General features: G+C 61.7%; 21 protein-coding genes. 11 read left to right on the top strand and 10 right to left on the bottom strand.

Annotated features, from left to right (window positions below; translation table 11 throughout):
• Positions 1-11 precede the first annotated feature (11 nt).
• Entirely contained in the window at positions 12-611 is a 600-nt protein-coding gene (locus J7U46_RS13395) for a hypothetical protein (RefSeq protein WP_282826585.1), read from the top strand.
• A 36-nt stretch (positions 612-647) separates the two neighbouring features.
• Here the strand turns inward: J7U46_RS13395 and J7U46_RS13390 are convergent, their stop codons facing one another.
• Positions 648-1,121, bottom strand: a complete 474-nt coding sequence (locus J7U46_RS13390) for a hypothetical protein (RefSeq protein ID WP_282826584.1) — start codon at positions 1,119-1,121, stop codon at positions 648-650.
• 238 nt (positions 1,122-1,359) lie between these two features.
• Positions 1,360-2,502, bottom strand: coding sequence for a hypothetical protein (locus tag J7U46_RS13385; RefSeq protein ID WP_282826582.1), 1,143 nt, complete (start codon positions 2,500-2,502; stop codon positions 1,360-1,362).
• A gap of 679 nt (positions 2,503-3,181) precedes the next feature.
• Here J7U46_RS13385 and J7U46_RS13380 point away from each other — a divergent pair.
• The 7 genes from J7U46_RS13380 (at position 3,182) to J7U46_RS13350 (ending at position 9,576) form a co-directional block, all read left to right on the top strand.
• Entirely contained in the window at positions 3,182-4,198 is a 1,017-nt protein-coding gene (locus J7U46_RS13380; protein ID WP_282826580.1) for a hypothetical protein, read from the top strand.
• Positions 4,195-5,265, top strand: coding sequence for a hypothetical protein (locus J7U46_RS13375; protein ID WP_282826578.1), 1,071 nt, complete (start codon positions 4,195-4,197; stop codon positions 5,263-5,265). The genes J7U46_RS13380 and J7U46_RS13375 overlap by 4 nt, the downstream gene beginning before the upstream one ends.
• Positions 5,265-5,930, top strand: a complete 666-nt coding sequence (locus J7U46_RS13370; RefSeq protein WP_282826576.1) for a hypothetical protein — start codon at positions 5,265-5,267, stop codon at positions 5,928-5,930. The genes J7U46_RS13375 and J7U46_RS13370 overlap by 1 nt, the downstream gene beginning before the upstream one ends.
• 23 nt (positions 5,931-5,953) lie before the next feature.
• Entirely contained in the window at positions 5,954-6,652 is a 699-nt protein-coding gene (locus tag J7U46_RS13365; RefSeq protein WP_282826574.1) for a hypothetical protein, read from the top strand.
• A gap of 16 nt (positions 6,653-6,668) precedes the next feature.
• On the top strand, positions 6,669-7,652 hold the full coding sequence (locus tag J7U46_RS13360; RefSeq protein WP_282826573.1) for an HNH endonuclease signature motif containing protein: 984 nt from the start codon (positions 6,669-6,671) through the stop codon (positions 7,650-7,652).
• A gap of 29 nt (positions 7,653-7,681) precedes the next feature.
• A complete protein-coding gene (locus tag J7U46_RS13355; RefSeq protein ID WP_282826572.1) occupies positions 7,682-8,014 on the top strand; it encodes a hypothetical protein in 333 nt (110 codons plus the stop codon).
• A 641-nt stretch (positions 8,015-8,655) separates the two neighbouring features.
• A complete protein-coding gene (locus tag J7U46_RS13350; protein WP_282826570.1) occupies positions 8,656-9,576 on the top strand; it encodes a hypothetical protein in 921 nt (306 codons plus the stop codon).
• A 233-nt stretch (positions 9,577-9,809) separates the two neighbouring features.
• Here J7U46_RS13350 and J7U46_RS13345 read toward each other — a convergent pair whose 3' ends face one another.
• From J7U46_RS13345 to J7U46_RS13315, 7 genes are all read right to left on the bottom strand, one after another.
• A complete protein-coding gene (locus J7U46_RS13345) occupies positions 9,810-10,523 on the bottom strand; it encodes a hypothetical protein (protein WP_282826569.1) in 714 nt (237 codons plus the stop codon).
• A gap of 144 nt (positions 10,524-10,667) precedes the next feature.
• Positions 10,668-12,755 (bottom strand): AAA family ATPase, encoded by a 2,088-nt coding sequence (locus tag J7U46_RS13340; protein WP_282826567.1) that lies wholly within the window; start codon positions 12,753-12,755, stop codon positions 10,668-10,670.
• Positions 12,756-13,110: 355 nt separating this feature from the next.
• Positions 13,111-13,365: a helix-turn-helix domain-containing protein gene (locus J7U46_RS13335; RefSeq protein ID WP_282826565.1), complete on the bottom strand. Its 255-nt coding sequence runs from the start codon at positions 13,363-13,365 to the stop codon at positions 13,111-13,113.
• Between the two features lie 250 nt (positions 13,366-13,615).
• Positions 13,616-14,860: a site-specific integrase gene (locus J7U46_RS13330; RefSeq protein WP_282826563.1), complete on the bottom strand. Its 1,245-nt coding sequence runs from the start codon at positions 14,858-14,860 to the stop codon at positions 13,616-13,618.
• Positions 14,861-15,197: 337 nt separating this feature from the next.
• Complete coding sequence (locus J7U46_RS13325; RefSeq protein ID WP_282826562.1) at positions 15,198-17,114, bottom strand: hypothetical protein; 1,917 nt, start codon at positions 17,112-17,114, stop codon at positions 15,198-15,200.
• A gap of 115 nt (positions 17,115-17,229) precedes the next feature.
• Entirely contained in the window at positions 17,230-18,426 is a 1,197-nt protein-coding gene (locus J7U46_RS13320; protein ID WP_282826560.1) for an HD-GYP domain-containing protein, read from the bottom strand.
• A gap of 162 nt (positions 18,427-18,588) precedes the next feature.
• The gene (locus tag J7U46_RS13315; protein WP_282826558.1) at positions 18,589-19,245 is read right to left on the bottom strand and encodes a c-type cytochrome; all 657 of its coding nucleotides are present in this window, start codon (positions 19,243-19,245) and stop codon (positions 18,589-18,591) included.
• Between the two features lie 89 nt (positions 19,246-19,334).
• Here J7U46_RS13315 and J7U46_RS13310 point away from each other — a divergent pair, with 89 nt between their 5' ends.
• From J7U46_RS13310 to J7U46_RS13300, 3 genes are read left to right on the top strand one after another with little or no spacing between them, the layout of a single operon-like run.
• On the top strand, positions 19,335-20,192 hold the full coding sequence (locus J7U46_RS13310; RefSeq protein WP_282826556.1) for a MoxR family ATPase: 858 nt from the start codon (positions 19,335-19,337) through the stop codon (positions 20,190-20,192).
• Positions 20,192-20,791: a GNAT family protein gene (locus tag J7U46_RS13305; RefSeq protein ID WP_282826555.1), complete on the top strand. Its 600-nt coding sequence runs from the start codon at positions 20,192-20,194 to the stop codon at positions 20,789-20,791. Before J7U46_RS13310 ends, J7U46_RS13305 begins: the two co-directional genes overlap by 1 nt.
• A 2-nt stretch (positions 20,792-20,793) precedes the next feature.
• Positions 20,794-22,821 carry a S9 family peptidase gene (locus J7U46_RS13300; RefSeq protein ID WP_282826553.1) on the top strand — a complete coding sequence of 676 codons (2,028 nt, stop codon included), beginning with the start codon at positions 20,794-20,796 and terminating at the stop codon, positions 22,819-22,821.
• Between the two features lie 12 nt (positions 22,822-22,833).
• Here J7U46_RS13300 and J7U46_RS13295 read toward each other — a convergent pair whose 3' ends face one another.
• Complete coding sequence (locus J7U46_RS13295) at positions 22,834-25,254, bottom strand: EAL domain-containing protein (protein ID WP_282826551.1); 2,421 nt, start codon at positions 25,252-25,254, stop codon at positions 22,834-22,836.
• Positions 25,255-25,317 lie beyond the last annotated feature (63 nt).

Below are 25,317 nucleotides of genomic sequence, written 5' to 3'. Positions count from 1 at the left end.
CAGACCGATGCATGGCTGATTCGTTCGAGTCGATCTTTAGGCGCGAAGGCGCCGAAGCCGCCCGAGCGAAGTTCCTGTCCCGGCTGTTTGGCGTCTTCGCCGAAGAAGTCGTTCGGCTTTGGGCCACCGATGATCGGTCGCCATATCGAAGCCTGGGGCGCCCTACCCTTACGCCCGTGGGTAGCAGCAAGGGGTACACCCTCGACTTCACGCTTCAGGATCGGTTGACCCAGAAGATCTACGTCGCCGAAATGAAGTGCGAGATCGAGTACCAGAACTTCCGGTACTTCGTCCTCGAAGGCGCGTGGCAGCTCAACCACCACAGCAAACCGGCCTTCAAGGCATTCTTGGATGCAGCCACTGGAACGTCAGAGCAACGTGTTGCCGTCAACGGCAAGCAAGTGAAGGCTGACGGCGCGATCCTGATATGGGGCGCTATTACCGAGGCCGGGCGAAGCGCCGTACTCACCGAGCTTGGATTGCATGACGTTCTGTCCGTGGCCAACATCTGCCGCGACCTTGCCACCTGGCAACACGACGAGTACGCAGCCCTCATTGCCAAGCGCCGCACTTGGACCACAGACCTCTTCGACGGACTATTGGCGGTGTGAAAGACAGCGGTTCCGGGCTGCGCGCAGCCCTTATGGTCAATCCCGACCGTTTTCGGGGATGTAGAAGACGACCGCTGGCTGAGCGATCTCGCCCGTAGGGTCTGTGGCCGAAACTTTCGTCGGCCGATCCAGCCCCAAGAGTTTGGCCCGCCTCTCCATGACACGAAGCGCCGTGTTGATCGCGGCCAACTTCGGCGCCTTGTCTTCAAGAGGGACCGTCATCACATCGCCGGCCCCCGGGTCGCGAACCAACTGGCCTGACTCGTCCTCGACCGCAGCGCGCACCACAATGCCACCGTGGAGGACGGGATGGAACGCGTTGACCACACCCATAGCCGCCGCCAACAACGCGTCGCACCGCGCCAGTTCAAGCGCCAGCAGTTCTTCCCCAGGCTCTTTGACCATTGATCGAAGGGCACGGCTGATGACGCCATGCACGGATTCCGGCTGAACCGCCATCCGCTCGCCGATCTCTTCGAGCGTCAGCCCTTCAAGGCGAAGCCGCAGCATTTCTGCACGCCGCTGTGTAGCAACAATTGAGGTCGCCGAAGTTTTTGCCTGAGGCCCTGGCCGTGTCATGTATTGCCCTTCCACAGACCAGTGGCGGCATGCCTCACAGTTGGCATGACAGCGCACCATGCTGCTGGCGCAATTTTGGGCTAGCCCCGCCGTGGACCGACGCCATCAACCTGCCGGCTTCTGCCGTCAGGTCCTCGCACACAGGGCTGTTAGCTGCGCCGCACGGCGCTTAGAAATCGCGACGAGTTCCGTCTTCGTAGAGGATGCTCTTAACCGTGAAAACGACACGCATGTTCTGCTGCTCGGTGCTATCCAGCCAACGCGATCCGTCGTTGAACTGGTTGTACTTGACGCCAGTCCCACGTTCCTGAATCACACCGCCAGGAGCAATCGGGTTGTCGAACGACCATCCGATTGACATCTTCGTCTCACCGAACAGGTCGGTGACTTTGAGCGTCCCCTTGATCGCGCGCGCCGGTCGATCAAGCCCAACGGCCGTGGCGTTCATGTTGAGCACGATCATCTCGTCGTACTTCTGCTTCACCCGCTCTTTGGAGACCAGTTCAACAGTGACAATGCCGTCGCCGGGGCCGGTCACGGGGGCAACCTTCTTGCGCTCCACCACTGCACTGCCACCATCTGCGCTGGAGTTCTTCCTTTGTGCCAGGTCTTGCTCGGTCGGGAGCGTCGTGCGCGAAAGGCCGTACTTCGCCATCAACTGGCGCTGTTCCAGCATGGCGAGTGTCTGCGCCTGCGTTGCAATCGTCGATTCGATTTGGGCCTTGATAAGGCCGCCCGAGTAGCGCTCGGACTTGGCCTTGTTGTCCGCAATGCGCTCCTTGGTCGCCGCAATATCGCGCTCCATGGACTCCACCAGCGAGGCATCAGGCGTTGACCCGGCAACTTCTATCGGGACGAACTTCGCGCCGGTCTCGATTGCCTTGATTCGGTGCTCAAGCAGGCTGATCGTATTCCGCACGACCTCCATGCGTAGCGCGATCTGAGCCTTGACCAATCCACCCGCCAGCTTCTCGTCTTCGGCCTTGGCTTCGGCGAGTTGCTGGTTGAATCTTTCAATCTCGCGCTTCATCTCGATGATCTGCGCCCGCTGCTCGGCAGACGGCCCACGCCAAATGGGCGCCGATTCCGCGGGTGCGGCCTTGGCTCCCGGTGAGCTGCCGGTAGCCGGGGCCTTCTGTGCCAATGCTGGAGCCGCAGCAAGTGCCAACGCGAGTGCAGAAGCTGCCGCAACTGCGCCGGCCTGAGCGAAGTTCAGTTTGTTGCCATTCGTTCGCAAGATTTCTCCCCTAATTTGAAATAGTGCCGTTGGATCATGCCGCACCTGTGCGGCCCACCGATATAGCGATTGCATGGTCAAGCTCGCGTGGCTGAATGGAGCCCCTCGCCTGCACGTTGACCTGGCGGAATTTTCGCCATGCGTAGTATTCGGCCGACACGTTGTTCTTGTTCCATCCGTGGTCGGCCGCAGCAACCCTTGCCTCCTTGGGTGTCACCGTCGGATTAGCGTCCAGCCAATCCCATACTGCTCGGCAGACACCTCCGGGTGCGGGTCGCCTGACGCCATTGCGCACCTCCAACTGCGCTCGGGCAGTCGATTGGCGTTCCATTTCGGCGCTTGGAGTCGCTGGCATCGGCACAGTGGGCGGCGCGGCGCCTTGAACACACTCACAGCCAGCCTTACCGTCCAAGAAGCCGAAGCGCACATCGTCGCCGTCCTTGTGAACCGTGATGACCACGTGCTCTGCAGGGATCCCGGCTTGAACACCAGCGCGCCGTGCGTTCGTCCGTTTCGTATAGGTCCTAGTTTCCATGTTGCCCTTATCAGCTGATGGAGGGCAAACGGTAGGGCTGCGAACGAAGGCGGCGCAAGCGATAGACCGACGCCTCGCCGGTCAATGGAAAGCATGACGGCGTAGAGCCGGCAATAGGCCCGTCAGCCCCGAATCGGGCGGGGTTGTTGCTAGGACACCAGAGCGAAGTTCCAGCCACAATTGCAGGACAACTGGGCAACTAGAGCTCATCGGGGAGTTATGTCAGAAACAAAAAATATCGCAGCAATTGCTGGGAAAATCCAAAACGACATTTTCAAAGTATTCCACTGGGAACTTCACGCCCAAGAAGACACCAACTTCGACTGCGTGTGCGAAGACCACGTTAGCGACAAAGGGGCAAAGAAAATATCACACCCAGGCGATGTGGTATATCACTACTTTGACCCATATGCAAATCGACGCATATTCCTGCATACCGATCTAAAAGCGTATGCCAAGAAGTCCATCCAGCAAACAAAAATTCGAGAAGCGCTCAAGTCGTTAGCAATGACGATTGAATGTGCGGCAATCACAAACTCTTGGCGCACAAAATTTCAAGCTACTGAAGAAGGGCCCTATGAGGTCCGCGGCCTCTTATTTGTCGCCAATCACGACAACAAGACGCCAGCCCGTTTTCGAGAGCTGCTCAATGGCATTGCCCTCAAGAACATCCCAGTTGCCAGAGGTCAAATACTGCACATACTAGGACCAGACAATATTGCCGACCTTTACTCAATTGCAACAGACATAAAACTGAGCATTGCAGACAAAAAGATCGGTGCGTCATACCGTTTCTTCTATCCAGACCTAACACTCTGGAAGCGGCATACGGCGGAGGATGAACGAGTTGGCGCGACCATTGAAATGCTTCTATCGCCATACTTCGTCCTAAAGCACTCGCAAGTCACTGACGAGAATGGAACCACCACTCAGCGCCGCGGCAGCATTGTCTATTATTCTCGACCAGGAAGCACCGTTGAAGAGTTTGTATATCTCTTAGACAGCCTCTCGAGATATCAGCTGGTAAATTCCCAAGAAGATTTGCGGGTTCGAGTCTACTGCAGAAATGGCTCAGAAGACATCAAGAACAATTTTGACAAAGCGAAAAAACGGTACTGTCAGATGTGGGGCTTCGAAGGCGGTCGAGAGCAGGAAGTGACATCCATCACCATCGATTCCATTCAACAAATAGCCCCCAATTACAAGGCCAACGAGCTGGGATGGAGTGAGCGATGAAAAAGAGGTTTGGACCTTCGCTGTATTTCGCCACAGACAAAGTAATCTTCGACGCAATGAACCATTCGAAGGTCACCGTCGATCAAGTTCGAGAACTATTGTTTGAGCGAAACATCATTGTCTCGTCAAAAACCAGCAAAGACGAATTAACGCAATACTTCTCTCGCCTTACGGCAGACTATTTTGACCACAAACGCATTGGTGACAAACTCGGAAAAATTTCCAAACGCGAGCGAGTAACCTACACAGAAATCACCAACGGCATAAGCAAAGACGAGATTATTAACGGCCTAAAAGCGGTGAAGGAGAAGCTTGAAGAACAGGGCAGCAGTGTTGACATCGACGTAAAAGGCAACAACATCATTGCCACCATTGCTTATGACCACATTGATTACACAGAGGTCGAATTCAGGCAGGTGCAGCCACGCGATGCCGTGATTGAATTCCTACCCGACGGCTCGGGTGGGTACATCATCCGGAACACCCAAAACAAATTCGTGGACATTGCTGTTGATCAGACGTTCGCTGCAATTAACAGCGAGCGCGAGGAAAAGATTGGCAGCCATCGCATTACATTGACCGGCCACACCGACCCTGAGCGGCGAATAAAATTCTTCAATTCACTAATAAATGGAATTGAAGATCATCAGCTGATTACCGTCACGGAGGCATATTGCTACAAGCCACAGGCGGGCGCCATTTCGGAAGATGACGAAGAGAAGGATTTGGAAGAGCAATCTTTCGTCGAGCGCATTTCACTTAAGGGCAAGGGCGTCACGAAGTCATTTGTCATTAGCGATCTTTACGACAAAGGCTACTACATAGTGAAGGTGGTTTGGCATGCAAAACCAACATCAAGCATGGATGCTGACCACTACGAATTGGAAGCACAGTTTAGTGAGCCACGAGACTGCACTGATTTTTCATATCAAGTGCGATGTGTCGTCGTTTGCGAAGAGGGAAAGCCTACCAACAAGAAGCGAACACCAAAATCTGACGAGCAGGATGCCATCTTTCGACTGATTGAAGCCGCTGCCAAGAAGGCCTTAACGGCACTGGAGGCCTAATGCTCAAGGTTCGCTATGTTCGGCTGAAGCTCGATCCAGTCGTTCTGAAGTCTCTATCTCAACGAGCTTATTCGCTGGGAAGCAGCCAACTACAAGTAGTTCAGGTGGACTCATCGGGCTTTGTGCTCCGTTACACCACCATTCGTCATCTAAGCGCCATCGAAATTCTTGGCGATGGCACAGAGCGCACGACCTCTATTCCGACGATGGAGCGTCATTCTCTACGCATATTCACGGCCGGGAGTCATGCTTTTATGGCACTCCTTGACCCGCCACGTGGCTCCAGGATACAAACTGACGTACTTTCCGCCCTGATTCCTGATCAGAACTATTTTCTTGAACCGCTTGAAATATCAAAGCCACTAATATCACGACACATCAAAGAGTTCGACTCTGCACGATTGGTTTCAGCAAAGGTTAGAGATTTAAGAATCACAGAGAATGCCGTTGGCCGACTAGAGGTCACCTCGAAAGAAGGGCTCGAGGATGACCTTGCACCGATGTTGCAAGGAAAATTTTATCGCATTGACTCCATGACTTACGAAGTAACTCATGACTTCAAGCGAGGTCTCGTGACTTATATCAGCAACGGAACCGTGCGAGTTACAAGCCCTCTGGTCGAGGTGGCTTTTCCGAAATTCGAGCATGTCTTAGGAAATATTTAGGTATTACCCTGCCAGACAAAATCATGGATAAAAAAATTCAACGCGCACTGGGTAGAAATGCCAAGCGCCTCTCGACCAATATTGATCTTTCGAAGGCAACGCATGAGAATTTCGGCCAAGTCGTTGTAGACTCCATCCAGAACTACCTTAATTGGGCGCTCGCGCTTGACGATGGATCAACTCTCGTCAATTCCATCTACTCAGCAAATTTGCGCGAATCTGCAGCATTCTCGGCAAGGTCAGCGCGAATTACATACCTTCTCGGCAAAGTCAGCCTCCTTGATGCAGCGGGACGAAAGGGCCTTGTCCGGGCTCAAATCATTGAATACGGAGCGATTGCTGAGGCAATATTGCTCGATTTAATTCAATGCATCGGAATGCAGAACAAGCCCATCGGACTGCGGCCGGCCGTTGACAAGGTTGGTCAACCGATGCCTTGGACGGACGACGGACTTTTCACGCTCCGCGCCGCAAACACCACTTCACTTCGTTACCAATACGACCTGAATTGGCTAATTTCTCAGGCTAGGCGGGTCGGTGCTATTGATGTCAATCTCAAGCGTCGGCTCGACTGGCTTCGAAAGAGTCGCAACCTTGTGCACCCTGTTATTCCCACATCTCAGCGCTACACCGATGACCTTGACAGCGGCCGACAAGCCCGCAATGCGGTCGTCGATGTCCGCGATGCCAGCATCGCCTTCAAGGCGGCTGTAGGCCTGTAAGGCAGGCTGAGAGAAGATGGCTGCGCCTGGAGCCCGCCCATTTCGAGGGGAGGACAGCTACATTGCCGAGCGAATCACGCGCGGCATGGTTCAACCGTTTTTGGAGCAAAAGGGATACACGAGCGTCGAGGATGTGCGTCTTCGCTACGGGAATAACGAGTCGCAGTTCGTCTCAGCGATCGACCAGACAGGGCTGCCTGTCAAGATGCACGTGCAGAGTTGCTGGCGGCGCGATAGAGGTATGGCGCGCGGCCGGCTGTACTCGGCGGCCCAACTGATGGCAGCGATCAAAGACGGTGACTGGGAGGGCTCCATTCGAGACAAGCTCGCACGGAGCGAAAGCCACGGCGCGACACACTCGCTTTTCGTTCAACGAGAAGGAGCACAGTTTGTGTACGCAGCTCAAGTTCCGCTGGGCGCCGTGCTACCAATCTGGCGCTTGCAGCGCCGCGTCAGTGATCGGCTAATCAAGAGTGGGGTACTGGGCCGACAAACGAAGAACCACGCGGCGAATGGCAACAGCCCAACGATTTGGCTTCAGGATGATCGCACTCCTGCAGCGCACGAAGTTGCCGACGTACTCTGGAACCACGCCGGTGTTGTCGATCTTGTTGGGCTGCCAGACCGCGTGGCGCTCCCCGAGGCTGTCGATGACACGTTCGATGACTGCATAGTCGATCGTGAGCAAATAGGCTCTGACGGGGCACCAAGGATTCCTGTCGTGCGGTCGATGGTGAAGCGTGATCGCCGCGTCCGCGCCGAGGTGTTGAAGCGGGCCGAGGGGGCGTGCGAACGGTCAGGCTGCGACGCGCGCCGCGACTGGACTGGATTCCTAGACGTTCATCACATCCTCGGTGCAGAAAAGAGCGACAGAGTCTGGAACTGCGTCGCTCTCTGCCCGAACTGCCACAGAGAGGCGCACTACGCGCCTGATCACGATGAGATCAATGCCGAACTATTGGAGTTCGCGAGCGCGTTCAGGCAGGTTGCTTCGTCGTAGGTACTCGATCGAGCGTACGATCTCCGTCCATGAGGGCGTTCAACGACGGGAAGCCGTACCACGGCACTGATGCGGTCACCGATGGAAAGCTCACGGGAGCTACCGATGGGACTGATTACTTCTACTTCTTTTGTCCGAAGTGCCCGAACAAGCGCCTGCTGCGGCCGCTCGAATACACAGTGCGTGCTCGGGAAGAAAGTCATCCATACGCTGACCACGTGGACGTTGTGGCACCGGAAGGCTTCACGCTAGCTTTCAGACTACTTTGTGACCATTGCTTGTTCACCGATTTCGTCAAGGTCTCGAATATGGGTTGGCAAGGCGGCACACACGACGAAGCGATGTCGCGGACTTCGCAATGATGGCTGGCGTGCCGCCGCCACCGACTCAAGTCATGGGCCATTCGCACAGGGCTACCGAAACCAGCCAAGGCTTCGCGACATTTGGCGCATCGAAACTTAGCCGAGCAGCGACCGCCAAACTCGGAATTTGGCGGTCCTTCTCATATAGCCCTTGCAATAGCTGGGCCTGCGCCCAATGCCCTAAACGTTGTAAGCCTGCAGTACGCACCATCGCCTCGAACGGGAGCCCTGCGGCGGTTCCGGCCGTCGGCCCGTGGGCGGCGAACTCACGCTGACCGGAACCAAGCGGATACCTGCGGAGCACTCCTGGGACAGTTAACTGATGCTGTTGGACAGCTTGGCTTACCGCTTCAAGCCACGCCTCTGGCAAGACGAGGCAAACCGGTCTGCGACGCTGGATGAGTAGCTTCGGTACCAGTCACGATCCCCGGGTGGGGCTTCCTCCACAAGATGGCCGCGCAAGCTCGCCTTCTGCGTCTTGGGGCAGGGCGATTGCCCAGCGCGCTGGCCTGTTCGCCAGCGCATACCCTAGTCCCATTCAGCCGTGACGCGGGCAGCGCCATCGCCCTGAAGGAAGCTCATCTGCTCGGGCACACTCCCCACTAACTCAGAGGGGACTTGTGAAGCAACTTACTCTTGTCGTGGCCGTCGTGCTCACCGCAGCCATTGGATACCACTCAGCTGGCCAATGCGCTGACCAACCCGCAAAGTCGGAGCGGCCCAAGGCCGCCAAGTCGGCAAAGACTGCGCCGCAGCTGCCGAGCGCGGTCCAGACGCTTATCAAGGTCGCCACGCAGCTGGAGCGTATCGCGCAGGATCCTGGCATCCCAATCGACCAGGTGGCCCGGCGTCAGGTCGACTACCTGAATGCTGTTCTCGGCCCGGAGCGCCGACTGGAGTTCGAATTCACACCCCGGCCAATGGGCGATACCCAACTCGCCCCCTTGGATGGCACGACGTTGTGGCAGCCGCTCATGAACAACTGCCTCTCCTACTCCCCGAGCCTCGGCGCCGGCAGCGTGCGACCCTGCCTGGAAAGCAAGTACGCATCGAATTTCAGGGCCTCGTTCGGGCAACGCCCAGAAACTATGATGCTGGACCGGCGAGCAGAGTTCGATCTCGGCGCGCGCTGGGCGCGAACGGCTCCCGTTGTGACCGTGAGCAAGATCACCGAACGATGGGTTGGCCAGAATGCCTACGGCGCCTCCACTCGCGGAATCACCGCGGAGACCGATGAGTACGGCGTGATCGTCGCCGATCCCAAGCAAGCCGAGCACTTCGACATCGACGGCCATAGCTTCCAGGAGCGCTTCCCGTTCAACGTCGGTGGCATGGTGCCATTTGGCGCCGACGCCATCGCTCGGCTGAAGTGGCGCCTGGCCGTGAAGGTCGGCAAGTTCGGCCCGCTCAGCAGCACCTTGATCCAGCGAAACGACTTCAGCGGGGCGACCTTGGACGAGCCTGTGAAGCACACCTTTCGCGGGCGCTATCTCACCGTCGCAATTGAAAAGCTTGAGGTGGTCGATCCTCTAACCTCAACGGTCATCCTTAGCTACCCCTGAAGAGCCAACTGAATCGCGACCGATCGGTCAGACGCCAGCATAGTGCCAAGGCAACAAAGCCAAGTAGCCATACAGGAGGCCTGTCGCATGCGCAGCGCCCTCCGATAGCTACATCTGTGGGCACATGCCGTCTGCATAAAGTCAACTGACAAGGGCACCAGCCATCCTGATCGGCCAGCTCACGGTTGCCACCCTGGTGGCATTACCGGCCTTGGGTCGGCAGAACGGCACTGTCACGGTGCCAGCAAGGCTCGTAGCACATGCAGCCGGTCCAGATAATCCACGGCTGCCCTGCGGGAGTCCCAGGGTGGGCATCCGTCATCGAACAGATAGCCTTCCTGGGCCCAAGGGCGCGTTAAGCGTAGCCGCTGCCGCCTTGTCAGGCTGGCTTGAAGGTTCGGGAAGTCTTCATATTTCACCCAGTCGGAGGGGACCATCCCTACAGGTTTGTAGTGCCGGTTCAGCAGAATCCGCACGTCGGTTTCATCATGGTCTCGCACCTCAGAAACGCAGTAGGGCAACCACCAACGCATTTCCCAGTACACCTGCGCCGACCGATAGACCTTGAAGCGCGGGGCGGAAAGCAGGCACATCATGAAGGCGATGGAGAAGTCAACAGCATCGCGTGGAGAGGCGAATTCGCCAGAGATGTCGAAGACGTTCTTTTTGGCAGCGCCGTCTGCTTGGGCGCCGCGTCCCGCGACCTCTCGCATTGCAATGCGCATTTGCTCTGGGGTTCTTGTGAACGGCACTGCAGGTCGCGCAAACGCGCCCCGGGAGTCGATGAACTCTGAGACGTGTCTCATAAGCGACGCCCAATTGACGTGACCTTGTTGGGCAGCAATGCGGTCAAACGCATCCGCGAGCGGAATGCCAGCACTGCGATGCAGGCTCGTGGCCTCGCGCTGAAGCTGTTCGACTTGAGCAGTTGTAGACAGGGTGGACATGAGATTCCTTCGAAAGATGCTGCATATGGCCAAAATAAAATGGCACTACAGCATTTAGTTAGCTTGCTATGGGTTAGTGGGGCAACTGGGGCGAGTGGGGTGCCTGGCGTGCACCAAGCACCCCACAAGGGGGAGTTACCCCACTTACCTTGGCGCGGCTAACTGGCGCGGTCTGCACATCCACGTTCCGCCGATATTGCGGATCTCCAAGTGCTCGCCGCTGTGGTCCTTCCACCAACTCTTCGATGCAACACGCTCTGCGAGAGCCTTGGCTTTGACATCCTCGACCCGAAGGGCCTGGTCCGGTGGGATGCCAGCAAACAGGGCTTGCAGCCAGAACGTAAAAGCTGGACCGTATTGGCTTGGCGGCCCGGGCTTCTTTCCAGCGTCAGAGAGAGACTCAGGCGTGACCTCTGTGTCGAGGGACTCCCACTCCGGACGGGTTGCCTCAATGGCCTTGCCTGATCGCTCATCCGTTCCCACCGTCACCTTAACTGTAGAGAACGCCCAGGCGCCCCCCGGGTGGTCCGGAAGATTGACTTTGACTTGGACGAGAAGCTTGGCAAACGGCCCATCGTCCTTGCGATCAACAACGGAACACAAGCTCCGACACATTTGGACAATTGCTGCAGATCCCAGAACCCGGTGCAGCATCGCCCTGGTCGTGTCTTTCATGAAGTGCGTTACGCAAACCACGGCGAGGCCATGCTTCCTCGCAAGGTCCATCCACGGCTCAAGGATTGCCCGGAGCTGCCCAGCATCGTTCAGGTCGACCTTTCGCATTGCCCGGCCGGGTAGGTAGCTGGTCACAGGATCAATCACCAACATCGAGAACGGCGCTCCCGCAGCGAAGGCAAGCGCAAGCTCTGCTTCCACGAGCGCAATGTGATCTTGCAGCGAGAACCCGTGCCGCCGGCCCATTTCGGACACACCTTGAATTTCCACAACCCGATCACAGTCCGCCCCACAGGCTCGCAGGCGAGGAACGGTCATCTCCTCTGCACCATCCTCGCTTGCTAGCCACAGAACCCTGCCGGGATCTCTGAAAGCATGACTGGGCTCGCCCGGCCACGGGGCACCCGTCGTGACTCTGGCCGCGATATCTGCCAATAGAGTTGACTTGCCAGCGCCAGACTCACCTGCCCAGACTGTCAAGTATCCTTTTGGAATCCAGCCCTTCCATAACCAGTCAACTGCACGCATCTTCACAGCGCTTAGCCTTCGGGTAAGCAGTGCGTTTTCCCCTGGCTTTTGCAACGCTATTCCGGTCAAGCTAGACACGCTGGTCGCGGTCGCCTGACTGCTTAGCAGGCCTTCCGCAACGGAAGCGCCGTGGAACTCCCTTGCCTTCTCGCCCTGCAAACGCCCACGGATGATGGACAGCGTGCGGTTGAGGTAGACGTCATTCTTAGTCGCCTTATCCCGCTTACCCAGTGCTGACATGCGGAACAGGCGCCGGCATTGCTCGTTGTTCTCGCTGTAGAACGTGTAGAACGACATCAGAGCCATATCTGCCTCCGACTGTGATGGATAGCCCAGCTCCTGCCACTCGCCTCGGAATAGCGAGAAGAACTTTTCCGCATTCGCCTGACAGCCGAGCCGCTCCACAAGCTCCTCGTCGCTGTACTGCTCCGGCACATCCTCCTCCAACTTCGCCTTGTGGTCAGCCTGCGCACCGCGCACCTCGGACACCAGTAGATCCACAATCACCTGACGATCTTCGATCGGTCGGTTGACGAAGACACTACCCGTGCAGACGATGAACCGCGCCTGAGAGTAGATCTCGACGGGCCGGCGCTTGATGCCCTCGCCAATCTTGGCGCGGATCCAGATGTGGAGCCCCTGACCGGACTGCGAGTGTTCGGTGTAGCTGCACATCTGCTCGACGATGCGCCGGCACACGTCTATCTCCTGCTGCGTGCTGTGCTTAGCAGGGTCGGGCTCGTTGACGGCGTTTTTTACGTCAAGGTCAATGCAGCAGAACGGGTCGTCAGGCGCAATGACATAACCGATGCCAAGCCCGTAGCGGGCGGCCGCCGCGCAAACGGTGGCAAAGTCCAACCAAGTGCCAGTGCCAGTGCTGCTACCGGGACGCAGGTTGCCTGCGCTGTCCAGCGAAGTAGGAACCTTCAGCGCCCCCTTGGCATCCGCTGCGGCAAGTAGCCATTGGCGGCGCTTCTGCATTTCCTCTGGGATGTTGGCCCAGAGTTCCAGCTTTGTTTTCGGGATCACGACTACTTCCTCGTTGGTGTTGCAGGGGCTGGCTCGCTTAGCACTCGGCAGAGCCGTTCGCGCGCAGCGGCAACCTCTGCCTGAAATGCGCGACGTGCGGCTGCAATGCGTTGCTTGCGAGCCTGGCAGGCAGACAAATACGCCGCCCACTCTTCCCTGAAGTCCCGGAGGCGGCCAAGCGACGCGGCGCAATCGGGTGCCGAAACGCAGCCGCCCCGATCTAAGGGGTTTAAGGCCTGAAAAGCCGATGGCGATTCGCGATGCTCGGCGACGGCACTATCAGGACTACGGACTGCGAGCCCCTCAGACCCCGATGAAGAAGCCCAGCAGCTCCCATCAATGTGGTTGCCGCCGCTCATTGGGCCGCCTCAGTCTGCGGAGCTGCCGCTCGCCCACAAAGCGCGTATTCACTGGTGTTGCGGTGTCGACAGGCCGCTAGCCATTCGATGACTTCAGTCTCGACATAGCGCACTGCACGCCCGGCCAACTTGCGATAGGCAGGTCCCTTGCCAGAAACACGCCAGATCTCAAGAGTGTTGGGGCGAAGCCCCATGAGTGCTGCGGCTTGCGGCGTAGTAAGGAGTCGAACCGGACTTAGGTCGGAATTCATGGCAATCCCTCTGGAATTGCCTCGTCTTGAGAGCGATCTGACTGAGATACAACAAGACAAGGCTTGCAGTCAGGTCACACTGCCCACCGACGTACCGGGCGGGCCGAATCTTGCTGATTCGGCCAAGAAGCGTTGCACCTCTTAGTGTTTGATAGCTGGTTTGATTTGCACAGCGTGGCCGCACTGTACTTGCCTTGACCACCTGTGGCAACCGGCGTCAATACATCAAGGTCTAGCTCGCTGCCGGTACTTATGTCGCAGCTGCTGCAGCACCAGCCATCATGTCGGCAATCCGCTGCACGTCCGGCCGCAGATACTGCAGATGTGACGTCTCCAAGTAGTGCCGCTCGGTCACTGACTTCGGTACATGGTTCGTCAGCAGTTCAACCTTAAACAAATCGATGCCGCACTGCGCAATGCCCACCGTGGTGAACGTGCGTCTGAGGTCGTGAGGCGTCAATCGGCATCCCGCAACCGCGGACACATGCTTCATCGTGTCGCGTGGGTCCTTCAGGTGTCCAGACTTGCCCCAAGAGCCGAACACGAATGGGCTACCTTCCACCCGCTGCCGGGTCTTCAACAGTTCGACCGCCTGCGTGGACAGCGGCAACCAGACCGGGTTCCGATTCTTAGGATCCGGGATGTGCCACCAGCCCTCTTCCAAGTTCACGCGATTCCAAGTCAGCGCCGACGCCTCGCCGATGCGAGCACCAGTCAGCAAGAGGAAGAGCACGAGGTCAATGCTGGCCGCTGTATCGCGGTTGTAGGCGTAGGCGCGCGCATCCCGCAGATAAGACCAAACGGCGCCCATCTTGGCGTCCGGGACGCGAGACTTTCTTGGCTGGATCGGCACCCACTTCTTGTGCAATACATCAACCGGGTTGTCGGCTAGCATGGCAGAGCCATCGGGCTTTCGGTACTCACGGATTGCGTAGTTGATCAACGCGCGAAGCACAGCGAAACCCTGATTGGCCTGCGCCGGTGCCGGCCCCCTCCCCCGCAGCCCATGGTTCTTGATTTCGTTGAATCGCTTGGTGACCGCGTCGCGCGAGATCGCAGAAACGGGCTTTTGCAGCCACGCGGCGAAGGTGGTGGTCACATGACGATCTATCTCGCCCTTGCTGCTCTCCTTCAGAGGCCGGTCGCGCATGTACGCATCTGCCACCTCGCGCAGCGTCACCGTCCGGGCTGCACGCTCCTTGGCAAGAACCCGAGGATCGATGCCAAGCCGAAAGCCACGAAGCACCTCCTTCGCGCTCTCTCGGGCCTGGTCTACCGTCTCGACGCCATAGCGGCCAACCGTGACTCGAAGCTCCTTGCCGTTCACCCTGCCTTGCACGATGAATGAGCGCTTGCCATCGCGCGAGACGCGAACGCCGAAGCCGCGCGTCTCACCGTCCCACAGAAACGCCTGCGTTAGCGCCTTGCCCGTGGAAGACATGCCACCTTCGGGGAACCTGAATTCGTCCACCGCTCTCTTCGTCAACTTCTGCATCTGCGCCCTCTTGAAAAAAAGCCCGCTGTAAGCAGGCTGGGCAAATGCTGGACGAGTTCAATAAAGCCCGCAACTTCATGAGACTGGGCTGCTTGCGCGCCACACCAAGCTATGGCAAGCAGGAAAAAGCTGTGTGAGGTTCGGGACGGACAAACTTGAAAACCAGCGACGGGGTGACCCGTCCGTGAGTTCGAATCTCACCACTTCCGCCAGTTCGTTCGGTCAAGGCCGCTTCAGCGGACTTGGACGTGCCGGGAGGCACGGCAATCTCACCGTTTCCGCCAGCAGTACTCCGCCATCAAAGCCCCGCCAGCCGGGGCTTTTGCATTTCCGGCCCTCAGAACTTCGCCAGATAGCGCGTCACAAAGCGCCGCCCCTGAGCGTCCTGGGCGGTCAGCCAATACTCCATCCGCGTCGCCGTCAGCAACGGTGGCACGGGCAGCGTGATCGGATCCTTGAAGACCAGCGGCAGCGTGTACTCGACGATGCGCGTGGTCGCACCCGAGGCCGAGAACACGCCGCGCAGGCTGATCAGGCGCAGGTCCGGGTTGGCCGTCAGCCAGTTGCTCCAGTCGACCTTGAGCCCGCTCAGCGCGGCCGAGGCCAGCAAGGGGCTGCTGGTGCCGATGCCGTTCAGCGTCGGGAAGCGCGCGCTGGCCGGCGCCTCCAGCGGCACCTCGGCACGCAGGTAGACGGCCTTGGTTTCCGGCGTCGTGCCTATGGTCATCGAGAACTGGTACTTGGCGCCGCGCAGCGCATCCATCGAACCAATCCAGCCCAGCGACGAGGCCAGCAGCGCATGGTCAGCGATGCCGCCGGTGGCCGTAGCGCTGGTCGCTCCCGGCGTGCTGCTCACGCACAGATAGGGCCGGCTGCAATAGGCCAGCGGAATGCTGTAGCCGCCCGGCGTCTGCACCGTGGCCGAGGTCTGCAGCTGGGCCGGCGGCGAGGCAAGGTCTTGGCCTTGCACCAGCACCTGCACGCCGGCTGAAGGATTGGGCGTGACGCTGGTGCTGGCCGTGCCATCGGCCTCCAGCGCCAGCCAGTACAGCGGATAGAGCGCCAGCTCGCGCTTGCGGCCATTGCCGACCAGGCTCCACTTGGTCATGCCGGTGGCGGCCGTGGCCTTGTAGCTGACCGCATCGGCGAAGAACTCGACCAGGGTGCCGGTGCTGTCGCTGACCGGCGCGGCCACCAGCACCTTCTTGCAGTCGCCGCTGGCCAGTTGATCGTCGGCACAGCCGGTGATCAGGAAGCGGCCCAACTGGCGGTTGGCACTGGCGTAGCCGGCCAGCTTGGCCGCCAGGTCGGCGGCCAAGCGGCTGTCATGGCTCACGTAAAGCGAGAGCAGCGGATCGGCCGCCATCGTGGCCGCTGTGCCGCCCTGGGCGATCAGCTTGTTCAAGGCGGCACCCAGATCGTCCAGCGAGCCGATGTTGCCGAGCGTGGTGGCGGCACTGGTCGTGGCCTTCAGCGTCGAGACGATGGCCGTGGCCGGCGTGCCGGTGGTGGTCTTGGCCAGCTCGGTCTTGGCCGTGGGCAGGTCGACCTGCACCTCGATGGTGTTGGTCGGCAGCAGCTTGTTGCTGATTAGGAGCTGGTCCACGCCCTTGCTGTTGCGCGAGTAGCCGAGCTTGAGGCTTTCGATCAAGAGGTCGTGCGCGCCCTTGTTGGCGGCGAACGCGCTGTCGGTCAGCAGGCTCAGCGTCGTCGGGTCGGTGACCTTCAGGTCGGTCAGCTGGCTCTTGATCAGGGTCTTCAGAAAGGTCTGCGCGCCGGCCGCCAGGCTCAGGTTGGCCAGGCTGGCAGCGGTGGGCGTGGCGAACTGGCCGCGCGGCTCGGCGCCGAGCGAGAGGCCCACGATGGCATCGCTGAGCGGCGTGATGTGGGCCACCATGCTGGTGGCCGCCGTGCCGACGGTGGAATGCAGCAGCTGCAGATTGCCGGCCGCATCCAGGCCGCGCGCCTGGATCAGCAGCGGCGCCGTCGGCAGCTTGCTCAGGGTGATGCTGTAGCTGCCCTCGGAGGGATGCGTGGTGGCCGTGCCGACGGCCGCGCCGGAGGCATCGATCACCGAGACCTGGGCATTGCCCAGCGGTGCACCGACGGCGGCAATGCCACTCAAGGTGATAGGCGTGGTGGGCGTCGTGCCGCCGCCACCGCTGTCGCTGCTGCTGCCCCCGCCTCCACCGCAGGCCGACACGGCCAGCAACAAGGCCAGAGGAACGAGGCGGACGAGGGCGAGCGGCTTCATGGGGCAGAGGGCGGATTCAGTCCCCTGCAGTATTGGCGGGCGGGCGGGCAGGCAAAGCCCGGTTGTAAGGGTCAAAGCCGGCCCTGCTCGGGCCTTCAGCGTGGTACGGCGCAGTTCAAGCGCGGGTCCAGAAGTCGTCCAGATTCTTGAAGCCCCAGTCGGCCGCCGACTCGCGGCCGACGATGCGGTCATTGCTGCTGGCCAGGTCCAGCAACTCGACCGGGATGGGCATCTGCGACTTGGTCGAGAAGAAGAGCTTGACCGTGGGCGCCACCAGGTTGGTCGGATGCTGGTCCACCACCACGGCCAGCCGGCCCGAGTGCAGCTTGACCAGGGAACCCACCGGGTAGATGCCCACGCACTTGACGAAGGCCTGGAACACGCGTGGATCGAAATGCCCCTGCCACTGCGCCATGCGCTGCAGCGAGCCGGCCGCGTCCCAGGCGTTCTTATAGGGCCGGTTGGAGGTGATGGCGTCGTAGACGTCGCAGACCGCGCCCATGCGCGACAGCAGGCTGATCTGCTCACCGGCCTGCCTGTGCGGGTAGCCGCTGCCGTCCATCTTCTCGTGGTGATGCAGGCAGACTTCCAGCGCCGCCTCGGGCACGGCATTGCCCTCCTTCAGCGCCTCATAGCCGCGCATCGGGTGCGAACGCATCACGGCGAACTCGGCGTCGGTCAGCTGGCCCGGCTTGTTCAGCACCTCGGTGGGCATCATCATCTTGCCCACATCGTGCAGCAGGCCGGCGAGGCCGGCCTCGCGGGTCTGGGCCTCGTCCAGGCCCAGCTGGCGCGACAGCGACACCATCAGCGCACAGACCGCCACCGAATGCAAATAGGTGTAGTCGTCCTTGGTCTTGAGCCGCGCGAGGCTGATCAGAGCCGAAGGATTGCGGGCCACCGAATTGGCCACCTCTTCCACGAGGGGCAGGCATTGCTCGGCGTCGACCGCCTTGCCGAGGCGCGCCTCGCCGAACAGCGACATCACCTGCTGGCGCGAGCGATTGACCAGGGCGGCCGCGCGCTCCACCTCGGCACCGGCCGGCAAGCGGCCCGGCTTGATCACCGTCGGCGCCGCCATCACGGCCGGCTGGGCGACCGGCGGCGGCACGGCGGGCGCACTCGCCACGTCCAGGCCCTTGCCGTCATCGATCCATACCTCCACCACCTGGCTGCGCTGCAGCGCCACCAGGTCGGCCGGGTCGTCGAGCAGGAACTTGGTCTTCCAGAACGGGTGGGACAGCCAGGGCCCATCGAGAGCCTGGATGAACATGCCGAGCTTGACCTGCTGGGTCGGAATCTTCTTGATCATTGCGCGGGCAACAGGCCCCAAAAGTCCCAACGTAGAACGCGTGAGTATTACCTGCGACTGATGCTTGGGGCGCAGCGACGGGCGCAAAAAAAGCCGCCTGAAAAGGCGGCTTTGTCTCGCTGTTCGCCCGCGAGTGGCGTTTCAGCGCGGTTTCTTCAGGTTTCAGCGCATCTTGGACTGCGGCACCGTGCGCAGCTCGCTGGGCAGGGTGGACAGGTACTTGGCGATGCTCTTCAGCTCGGCATGGCTGAACTGCTTGACCTGGCCGGCCATGATGGCGTTGCCACGGCCGACCTGCGGATTGCCTTCGGTCTGGTAGGACTTCAGGGCCACGTAGAGGTAGTCGGCATGCTGGCCAGCCAGCTTGGGCTCGGCGCCCGTGACGGGCTTGCTGAAATTGGCGCCGTGGCAGGAGATGCAGGCGCCCTTCTCCAGCAGTTTGGCCACGTCGGCCGGGGCCGCAGGTGCGGCATCGGGCGCGGCCGGAGCCTTGGCCTGCTGTTCGTAGTAAGCGGAGACGTCGGCGATATCGGCCTCGGTCAGGGTCTGCGCGATGCTGCGCATCGTCGGGTGCTTGCGCTCGCCCTTGGCGTAGGCGTTCAGTGCGGCGGCGATGAACTGGCGGTTCTGGCCCGCGATCATCGGCACCTTGTGGATCTCGGGGAAGCTGGCCTGGTAGCCAGGAATGCCGTGGCAGCCGATGCACATGGCGATCTTCTTCTCGCCGATGGCCACGTCACCCTTGGCAACATCCTGGGCCTGGGCGGCGGAGCCGATCAAGGCCAGGGCGGTGAGCGAAATCTGCAGCAGTTTTTTCATGGTCCCGAGGGTCTCGTACTTACGTCCGGCCGGCATTATAGGGTGACCCGTATACTCGTTCGCAGCCCCCGTTGCCCTTGATCTACACCATGAAATTTGCAGGTTCCGACCAGTACATCGCCACCGCCGACCTGATGCTGGCGGTCAACGCGGCCATCACCCTGCAAAGGCCGCTGCTGGTCAAGGGCGAACCGGGCACCGGCAAGACCATGCTGGCCGAGGAAGTGGCCGCCTCCCTGGGCCTGCCGCTCCTGCAGTGGCACATCAAGTCGACCACCAAGGCCCAGCAAGGCCTCTATGAATACGACGCCGTCAGCCGACTGCGCGACAGCCAGTTGGCCGGCATCGAGGGCTCGGAGCGGGTGCGCGACATCCACAACTACATCGTCAAGGGCACGCTGTGGCAGGCCTTCGAGTCGGAGACGCCGGTCGCCCTCCTGATCGACGAGATCGACAAGGCCGACATCGAGTTCCCCAACGACCTGCTGCGCGAACTCGACCGCATGGAGTTCTACGTCTACGAGACGCGCCAGATGGTCAAGGCCAAGCACCGGCCGCTGGTCTTCATCACCTCGAACAATGAGAAGGAGCTGCCCGACGCCTTCCTGCGCCGCTGCTTCTTCCACTACATCAAGTTCCCCGATGCGGCCACGATGCAGAGCATCGTCGACGTGCACTTCCCCGGCATCAAGGGCGAGCTGCTGGCTGCCGCGCTGAAGAGCTTCTACGAAGTGCGCAACCTGCCGGGCCTGAAGAAGAAGCCCTCCACCTCGGAGTTGCTGGACTGGCTCAAGCTCCTGCTGGCCGAGGACATCCCGGTCGAGCAGCTGAAGGGCGAAGGCGATGCCAAGGTCGCCATCCCGCCGCTGGTGGGCGCGCTCCTGAAGAACGAGCAAGACCTGACGCTGTTCGAGAAGCTGGTCTTCATGCAGAGGAACAACCGCTGATGGCGGGCGAGATCCTGAAGCCGGTGACACTCACCGGCCGCCATGCCAGCCTCATCCCGCTGGCCGCCGAGCAACTGGCCGGCCTGCAAGCAGCCTCCGCCGACGGCGAGCTGCACCAGCTCTGGTACACAAGCGTGGCCACGCCCGAGCGCATGGAAGCCGAGATCGCGCGGCGCCTCGCCCTGCACGCGGCCGGTTCCATGCTGCCCTTCACCGTGCTCGATGCCGAGGGCCGCATTGCCGGCATGACCTCGTTCATGAACATCGACAGCGTGCACCGCCGCGTCGAGATCGGCTCCACCTGGTATGCCCGGCGCGTGCAGCGCAGCGGCCTCAACACCGAGTGCAAGCTGATGCTGCTCACGCATGCCTTCGAGCAGCTTGCCTGCATCGCCGTCGAGTTCCGCACCCATCGCCTGAACACCCAGAGCCGCCGCGCCATCGAGCGCCTCGGCGCCCAGCTGGACGGCATCCTGCGCAATCACATGCGCACGGCCGACGGCAATCTGCGCGACACCTGCGTCTACAGCATCACCGCCGCAGAGTGGCCGACGATCAAGACGCACCTGCAGTGGCAGCTGCAGAAACCACGAGACTGAAAATGACCGCCAAGAAGGCCCGCTTCGACGTCAACGATCTGTGGGCGCTCGAACGCCTCGGCGCGCCCAGCCTCTCGCCCGACGGCGCCCAGGCCGTGGCCAGCCTCACGCGCTACGACATGGAGAAGAACCAGGGCCAGTCCGGCCTGGTCCTGCTCTCCACGCTGGGCGGCGCGATGCGCCCGCTCACCCATTGCGGCGAGAAGGACGGCGCGCCGCTCTGGAGCCCGCAAGGCGACCTGATTGCCTTCATCGCCAGGCGCGAGCAGCAGGGCCAGAAGGATGAGCAGCCACAGCTCTATGTGATTCCGCCGGACGGTGGCGAGGCCCGGCGCGTCAGCGAGATGCCCACCGGTGTCAAGGCCTTCAAGTGGTTCCCGGATGGCAAGCGCATCGCCTTCATCTCCTGGGTCTGGCCCGGCCTCAAGGGTGCAGCCGCCCAGGCCAAGGCCATGCAGGCGCACAAGGAGCGCAAGGCCAGCGGCTATGTCACCTCGGAGGCCCAGTACCGCTTCTGGGACCACCAGCTGCCGATGGGCCGGGTCGCCCGCCTGCATGTGCTCGACATCGCCACCGGCAAGACCCGCGACCTGTTCGAGGGCACGGATTACGAGCTGCCCCGTGCCGAGCCCGAGGCCCACCGCTTCGACATCTCGCCGGACGGCAAGCGCATCGTCTTCGCTTTCGACCCGGCCGCCGAGAAGCGCATCGACAACTGCCTGGCCCTGGCCGAGGTGGAGGTGCGCAGCAACGGTGCCATCCGCGTGATCCTGCAGGAGGATGGCTGGGACTTCACGGCCCCCGCCTACAGCCATGCCGGCCAGCACCTGGCCTTCCTGGCCAGCCACCAGGGCCGCAAGCACACGGCGCCACGGCAGCTGGCCGTTCTCGACACGCAAGGCCATTGGGCCGTGCTGTCGGAAGACTGGGACCGTGAGCCCGAGGCGCCACTGCTGTGGGACGAGGACGACCTCGGCCTGCTGTGCTGTGCCGAGGAGCAGGGTCGGCGCCACCTCTGGCGCTTCGACGTGAAGAGCTGTGCCGCCTTCGTTCTGTTCCGGGGCGGCCATGCGGCCAGCTTCGGCCTGGAGGCCGGCACCCTCGTCGTCAACCACGATGGGGTTCAGCATCCCTCGCGCATCTCGGTACTCGAAGTCGAGGGTGACGAAGAAGGCCATGGGGCGCAGTGGCGCCGAATCGAGAACGTCAACGACCAGCAACTCGCCGGCCACGCCTTCGGCCGCGAGGAAGAGGTCTGGTTCAAAGGCGCCAATGGCGAGCAGGTGCAGATGTGGCTGATCCATCCGCCCGGCTTCAACCCGCGCCGCAAATACCCGCTGCTGCATGTGATCCACGGAGGCCCGCACACGGCCTTTGGCGACAGCTGGCACTGGCGCTGGAACCACCAGGCCTTTGCCGCGCAAGGCTATGTGGTGGCCTGCGTGAATTACCACGGCTCATCGAGCTTCGGCGAGCGTTTCCTCGACTCGATCACCCACCGCTGGGGCGAGCTGGAGCTGCAGGACATCGAGGCCGCCACCGACCTGCTGCTGAAGAAACCCTGGGCTGACAAGCGCCGCGTCTTCGCCACCGGCGGCAGCTATGGCGGCTACATGGTGGCCTGGATGAACGGCCATGTGAAACCGGGCCGCTACCAGGCCTATGTCTGCCATGCCGGCTGCTACGACTGGCAGGCCATGTTCGCCGACGACGCCTACACCTACCATGCGCGCGAGCTGGGCGCCAACTACTGGGACGACCCGGCCAGGATCGCCGCGCAAAGCCCGCATGCCTTTGCCCAGCACATGAAGACCCCCACCCTGGTCGTCCACGGCGCACTGGACTACCGAGTGCCCGATGCCCAGGGCCTGGCCTACTACAACACCTTGAAGGCGCGCGGCGTCGACGCCCGGCTCTTGTGGTTCCCGGATGAGAACCACTGGATCCTCAAGCCCCGCAACAGCCAACTCTGGTACGGCGAGTTCTTCGCCTGGCTGGAGCGCCACGACCCGGGCGCGCGGCGCAGCTAGCCGCCGTAGGCCTCAGGCCGGGTTGAGGGGCGCCCGCGCCGCTTCGTCCGGCAGGCCACCCCAGCTCAGCAGGGCCGCCCAATGCTCTGGCGCCTCGGGCCGCCCGAACAGATAGCCCTGCAGGCCATGCACGCCCAGGGCCTGCAGGAACAGCATCTGCTCGCCAGTCTCTATGCCCTCGGCCACCACGCGCAGCCGCAGGCTGTGGGCCAGTGAAACGACCGAGCGCACCACGCGCTCGCGCCGCAGATCGCCGGGCAGCTGATGCAGGAAGGAGCGGTCGATCTTCAGCACGTCGATGGGCAGGTCGACCAGCTTGGCCAGCGAGGAATAGCCGGTGCCGAAGTCGTCGATGGCGATGGTGAAACCGGCCTCATGCAGGCGCTGCAGTTGCAGCAGGGCCTGGGCGGGCTGACGGGTCAGCGCCGACTCGGTCACCTCCAGCTCCAGCTGCGAGGCCGTCACGCCGTGGCGCTGTAGCGCGGCGCTCAGCCTGTCGAAGAGGTCGCAGCGTTCCAGGTCATGCGCCGACAGGTTGACCGCCACATGGGTCAGCGCCCTGGCCTGGCCCTCGGAGCGCCAACGAGCCAGTTGAGCGCAGGCGGCCTCGACCACCCAATCGGTGATGCGCCCCACCAGGCCGCAGGCTTCGGCCACCGGAATGAACTCGACCGGCGACACCGCCCCCAGGGCCGGGCTGGTCCAGCGCAGCAGGGCCTCGAAGCCGAGCAGGCTGCCGTCCGGCCGCACTTGCGGCTGGTACAGCAGGTGGAGTTGCCCCTCATTGAGCGCCTGGGGCAGCTCCGCCTCGATGGCCATGCCGCGCTCCACGGCCCGCGCCGTCGTGGCATCAAACACGCCGAAGCCATGGAACTCCTGGCGCCAGCGCGGGTCCTGGCCCATGTCCAGCGCCAGCTCGGAGCAGCGCAGCAGCTCGGCCCCGTCGATGGCCCCGGCCTGGCGAGTCAGCAGGTCGCGCACCGCCACCATGCCGAAGACCAGGTCCAGCATCACCGGCTGCTTGGCCGCCATGGCCTGCGTAGGCAGGGTCGCGCACAGCTGCCGCATCTGCGCGAGCACCTCGCCGGCCTCCTCACGCACCGGCACTTGCAGGGCGATCACCGAGCCGCGCACCCGGGCCACCTCCACACCGGCGGGCAGGCTGGCCAGCAAGTCGCGCACGAAGGACTTCAGCAAGGCATCGCAGGCATTGACGCCGTAGCGGGCGTTGAGCTGGCGCAGGTTGTTGATGCGCAGCGTCAGCAGAGCGACGGCGGGCCGAGACGCTCCCAGCAGGCACAGGGCATCGAGCTGCTGGATGCAACGGCTGCGGTTGGGCAGGCCCGTCAGCGCGTCATGCCAGGTGGCGCGCGCCTCGCGCAGCACCGAGGCGGCGAGGTTCTCCTGCAGGCGGCGCAGCTCGGTCACATCGTCAAAGCCGTAGGCCTGCAGGCGCTGGCCGATGCTGTGCACCGAACGCAGCTCGACCTCTCGCCGCCCGCCGCCGGCATCCAGCCACCAGCGCAGGCCCGTCTCGGCACGCCAGCTGCGCGGGCCGCCCTCCGGCGCGCTCAGCAACTCGGACAGCGCGAGGCCTTGCAGCGCCTGCTCGTCGCTGAGCCCGCACAGCAGCAGGAAGGGCCGGTTGGCACGCAGCACCTCGTCAGCAGGCCCGCACACCAGGGTCGGCGCGCTGCCGGCCTGGAAGACCTGCTCGCTCAGCTGTCGCGAACTCCGCAGCCGCTCCTGGATCCTGCCCATGCCATCGACCAGGCGGAACACCGCCAGCGGCATGCACAGGTTGAAGAACATGAACAGCGCCGCATGCACGTAGAACAGGGAGTTGGGCAGGCGCACGTCCTGCTGCGGCAGCTGGGGCGCCTCGTAGCCGCTCACCGCAAGCAAGAAGAACAGGGTGTTGAACGCCATCAGGCCGAGGGCCAGGCGCCAGTTGATCAGCAAGCCGGCCACCAGCGGGGCGGTGTAGCTGAGCACGTAGCCCAGCCGCGACAGCTCGGGCTGCTGACCGGTTGAGATGGTGATGGCCAGCGAGGCGGCATACACGGCACAAAGCAAGAGCAGACCGCCGGCCCGACCTGGGCGCCGGGCCTGCCTGATGGCAGCGGCCAGCAGGGTGAGCACCACACCCACGATCACAACGGCCCAGGGCTTGCCCCGAATCAGGGCCATCACCGCCGTGTGCAGGCCCACGCCACAGCCCAGCACCAGACTGGCCAGCAACGTCACTCGCAATGCACTGAGCTGAATGTCGGCCAACGTCGCCGCCGTGCTGCCGGGCCGACCGTCCGGCCGCTCCCAGGTGCGGCTGGCCCGCCAGCGCAGACCCGACGCCGCGACCGCCCCGCGGGCCTTGCTCTCCTCCGGTTCGGCCAGCACCCAGGAACGCAAGCGGGACAGCGGCGAAGTCAGCATCGAGGGCGGCTTTGGGGAAGGAAGAGAGTGAGGAGCGGCGCTTGAATCGAAAGACAAACTCTG

Origin of the sequence: Pelomonas sp. V22 (assembly GCF_030014915.1) — a bacterium.
In the GTDB taxonomy this organism is placed as follows: domain Bacteria; phylum Pseudomonadota; class Gammaproteobacteria; order Burkholderiales; family Burkholderiaceae_C; genus JAUASW01.
This window is presented reverse-complemented; position numbering and strand designations above follow the sequence as displayed.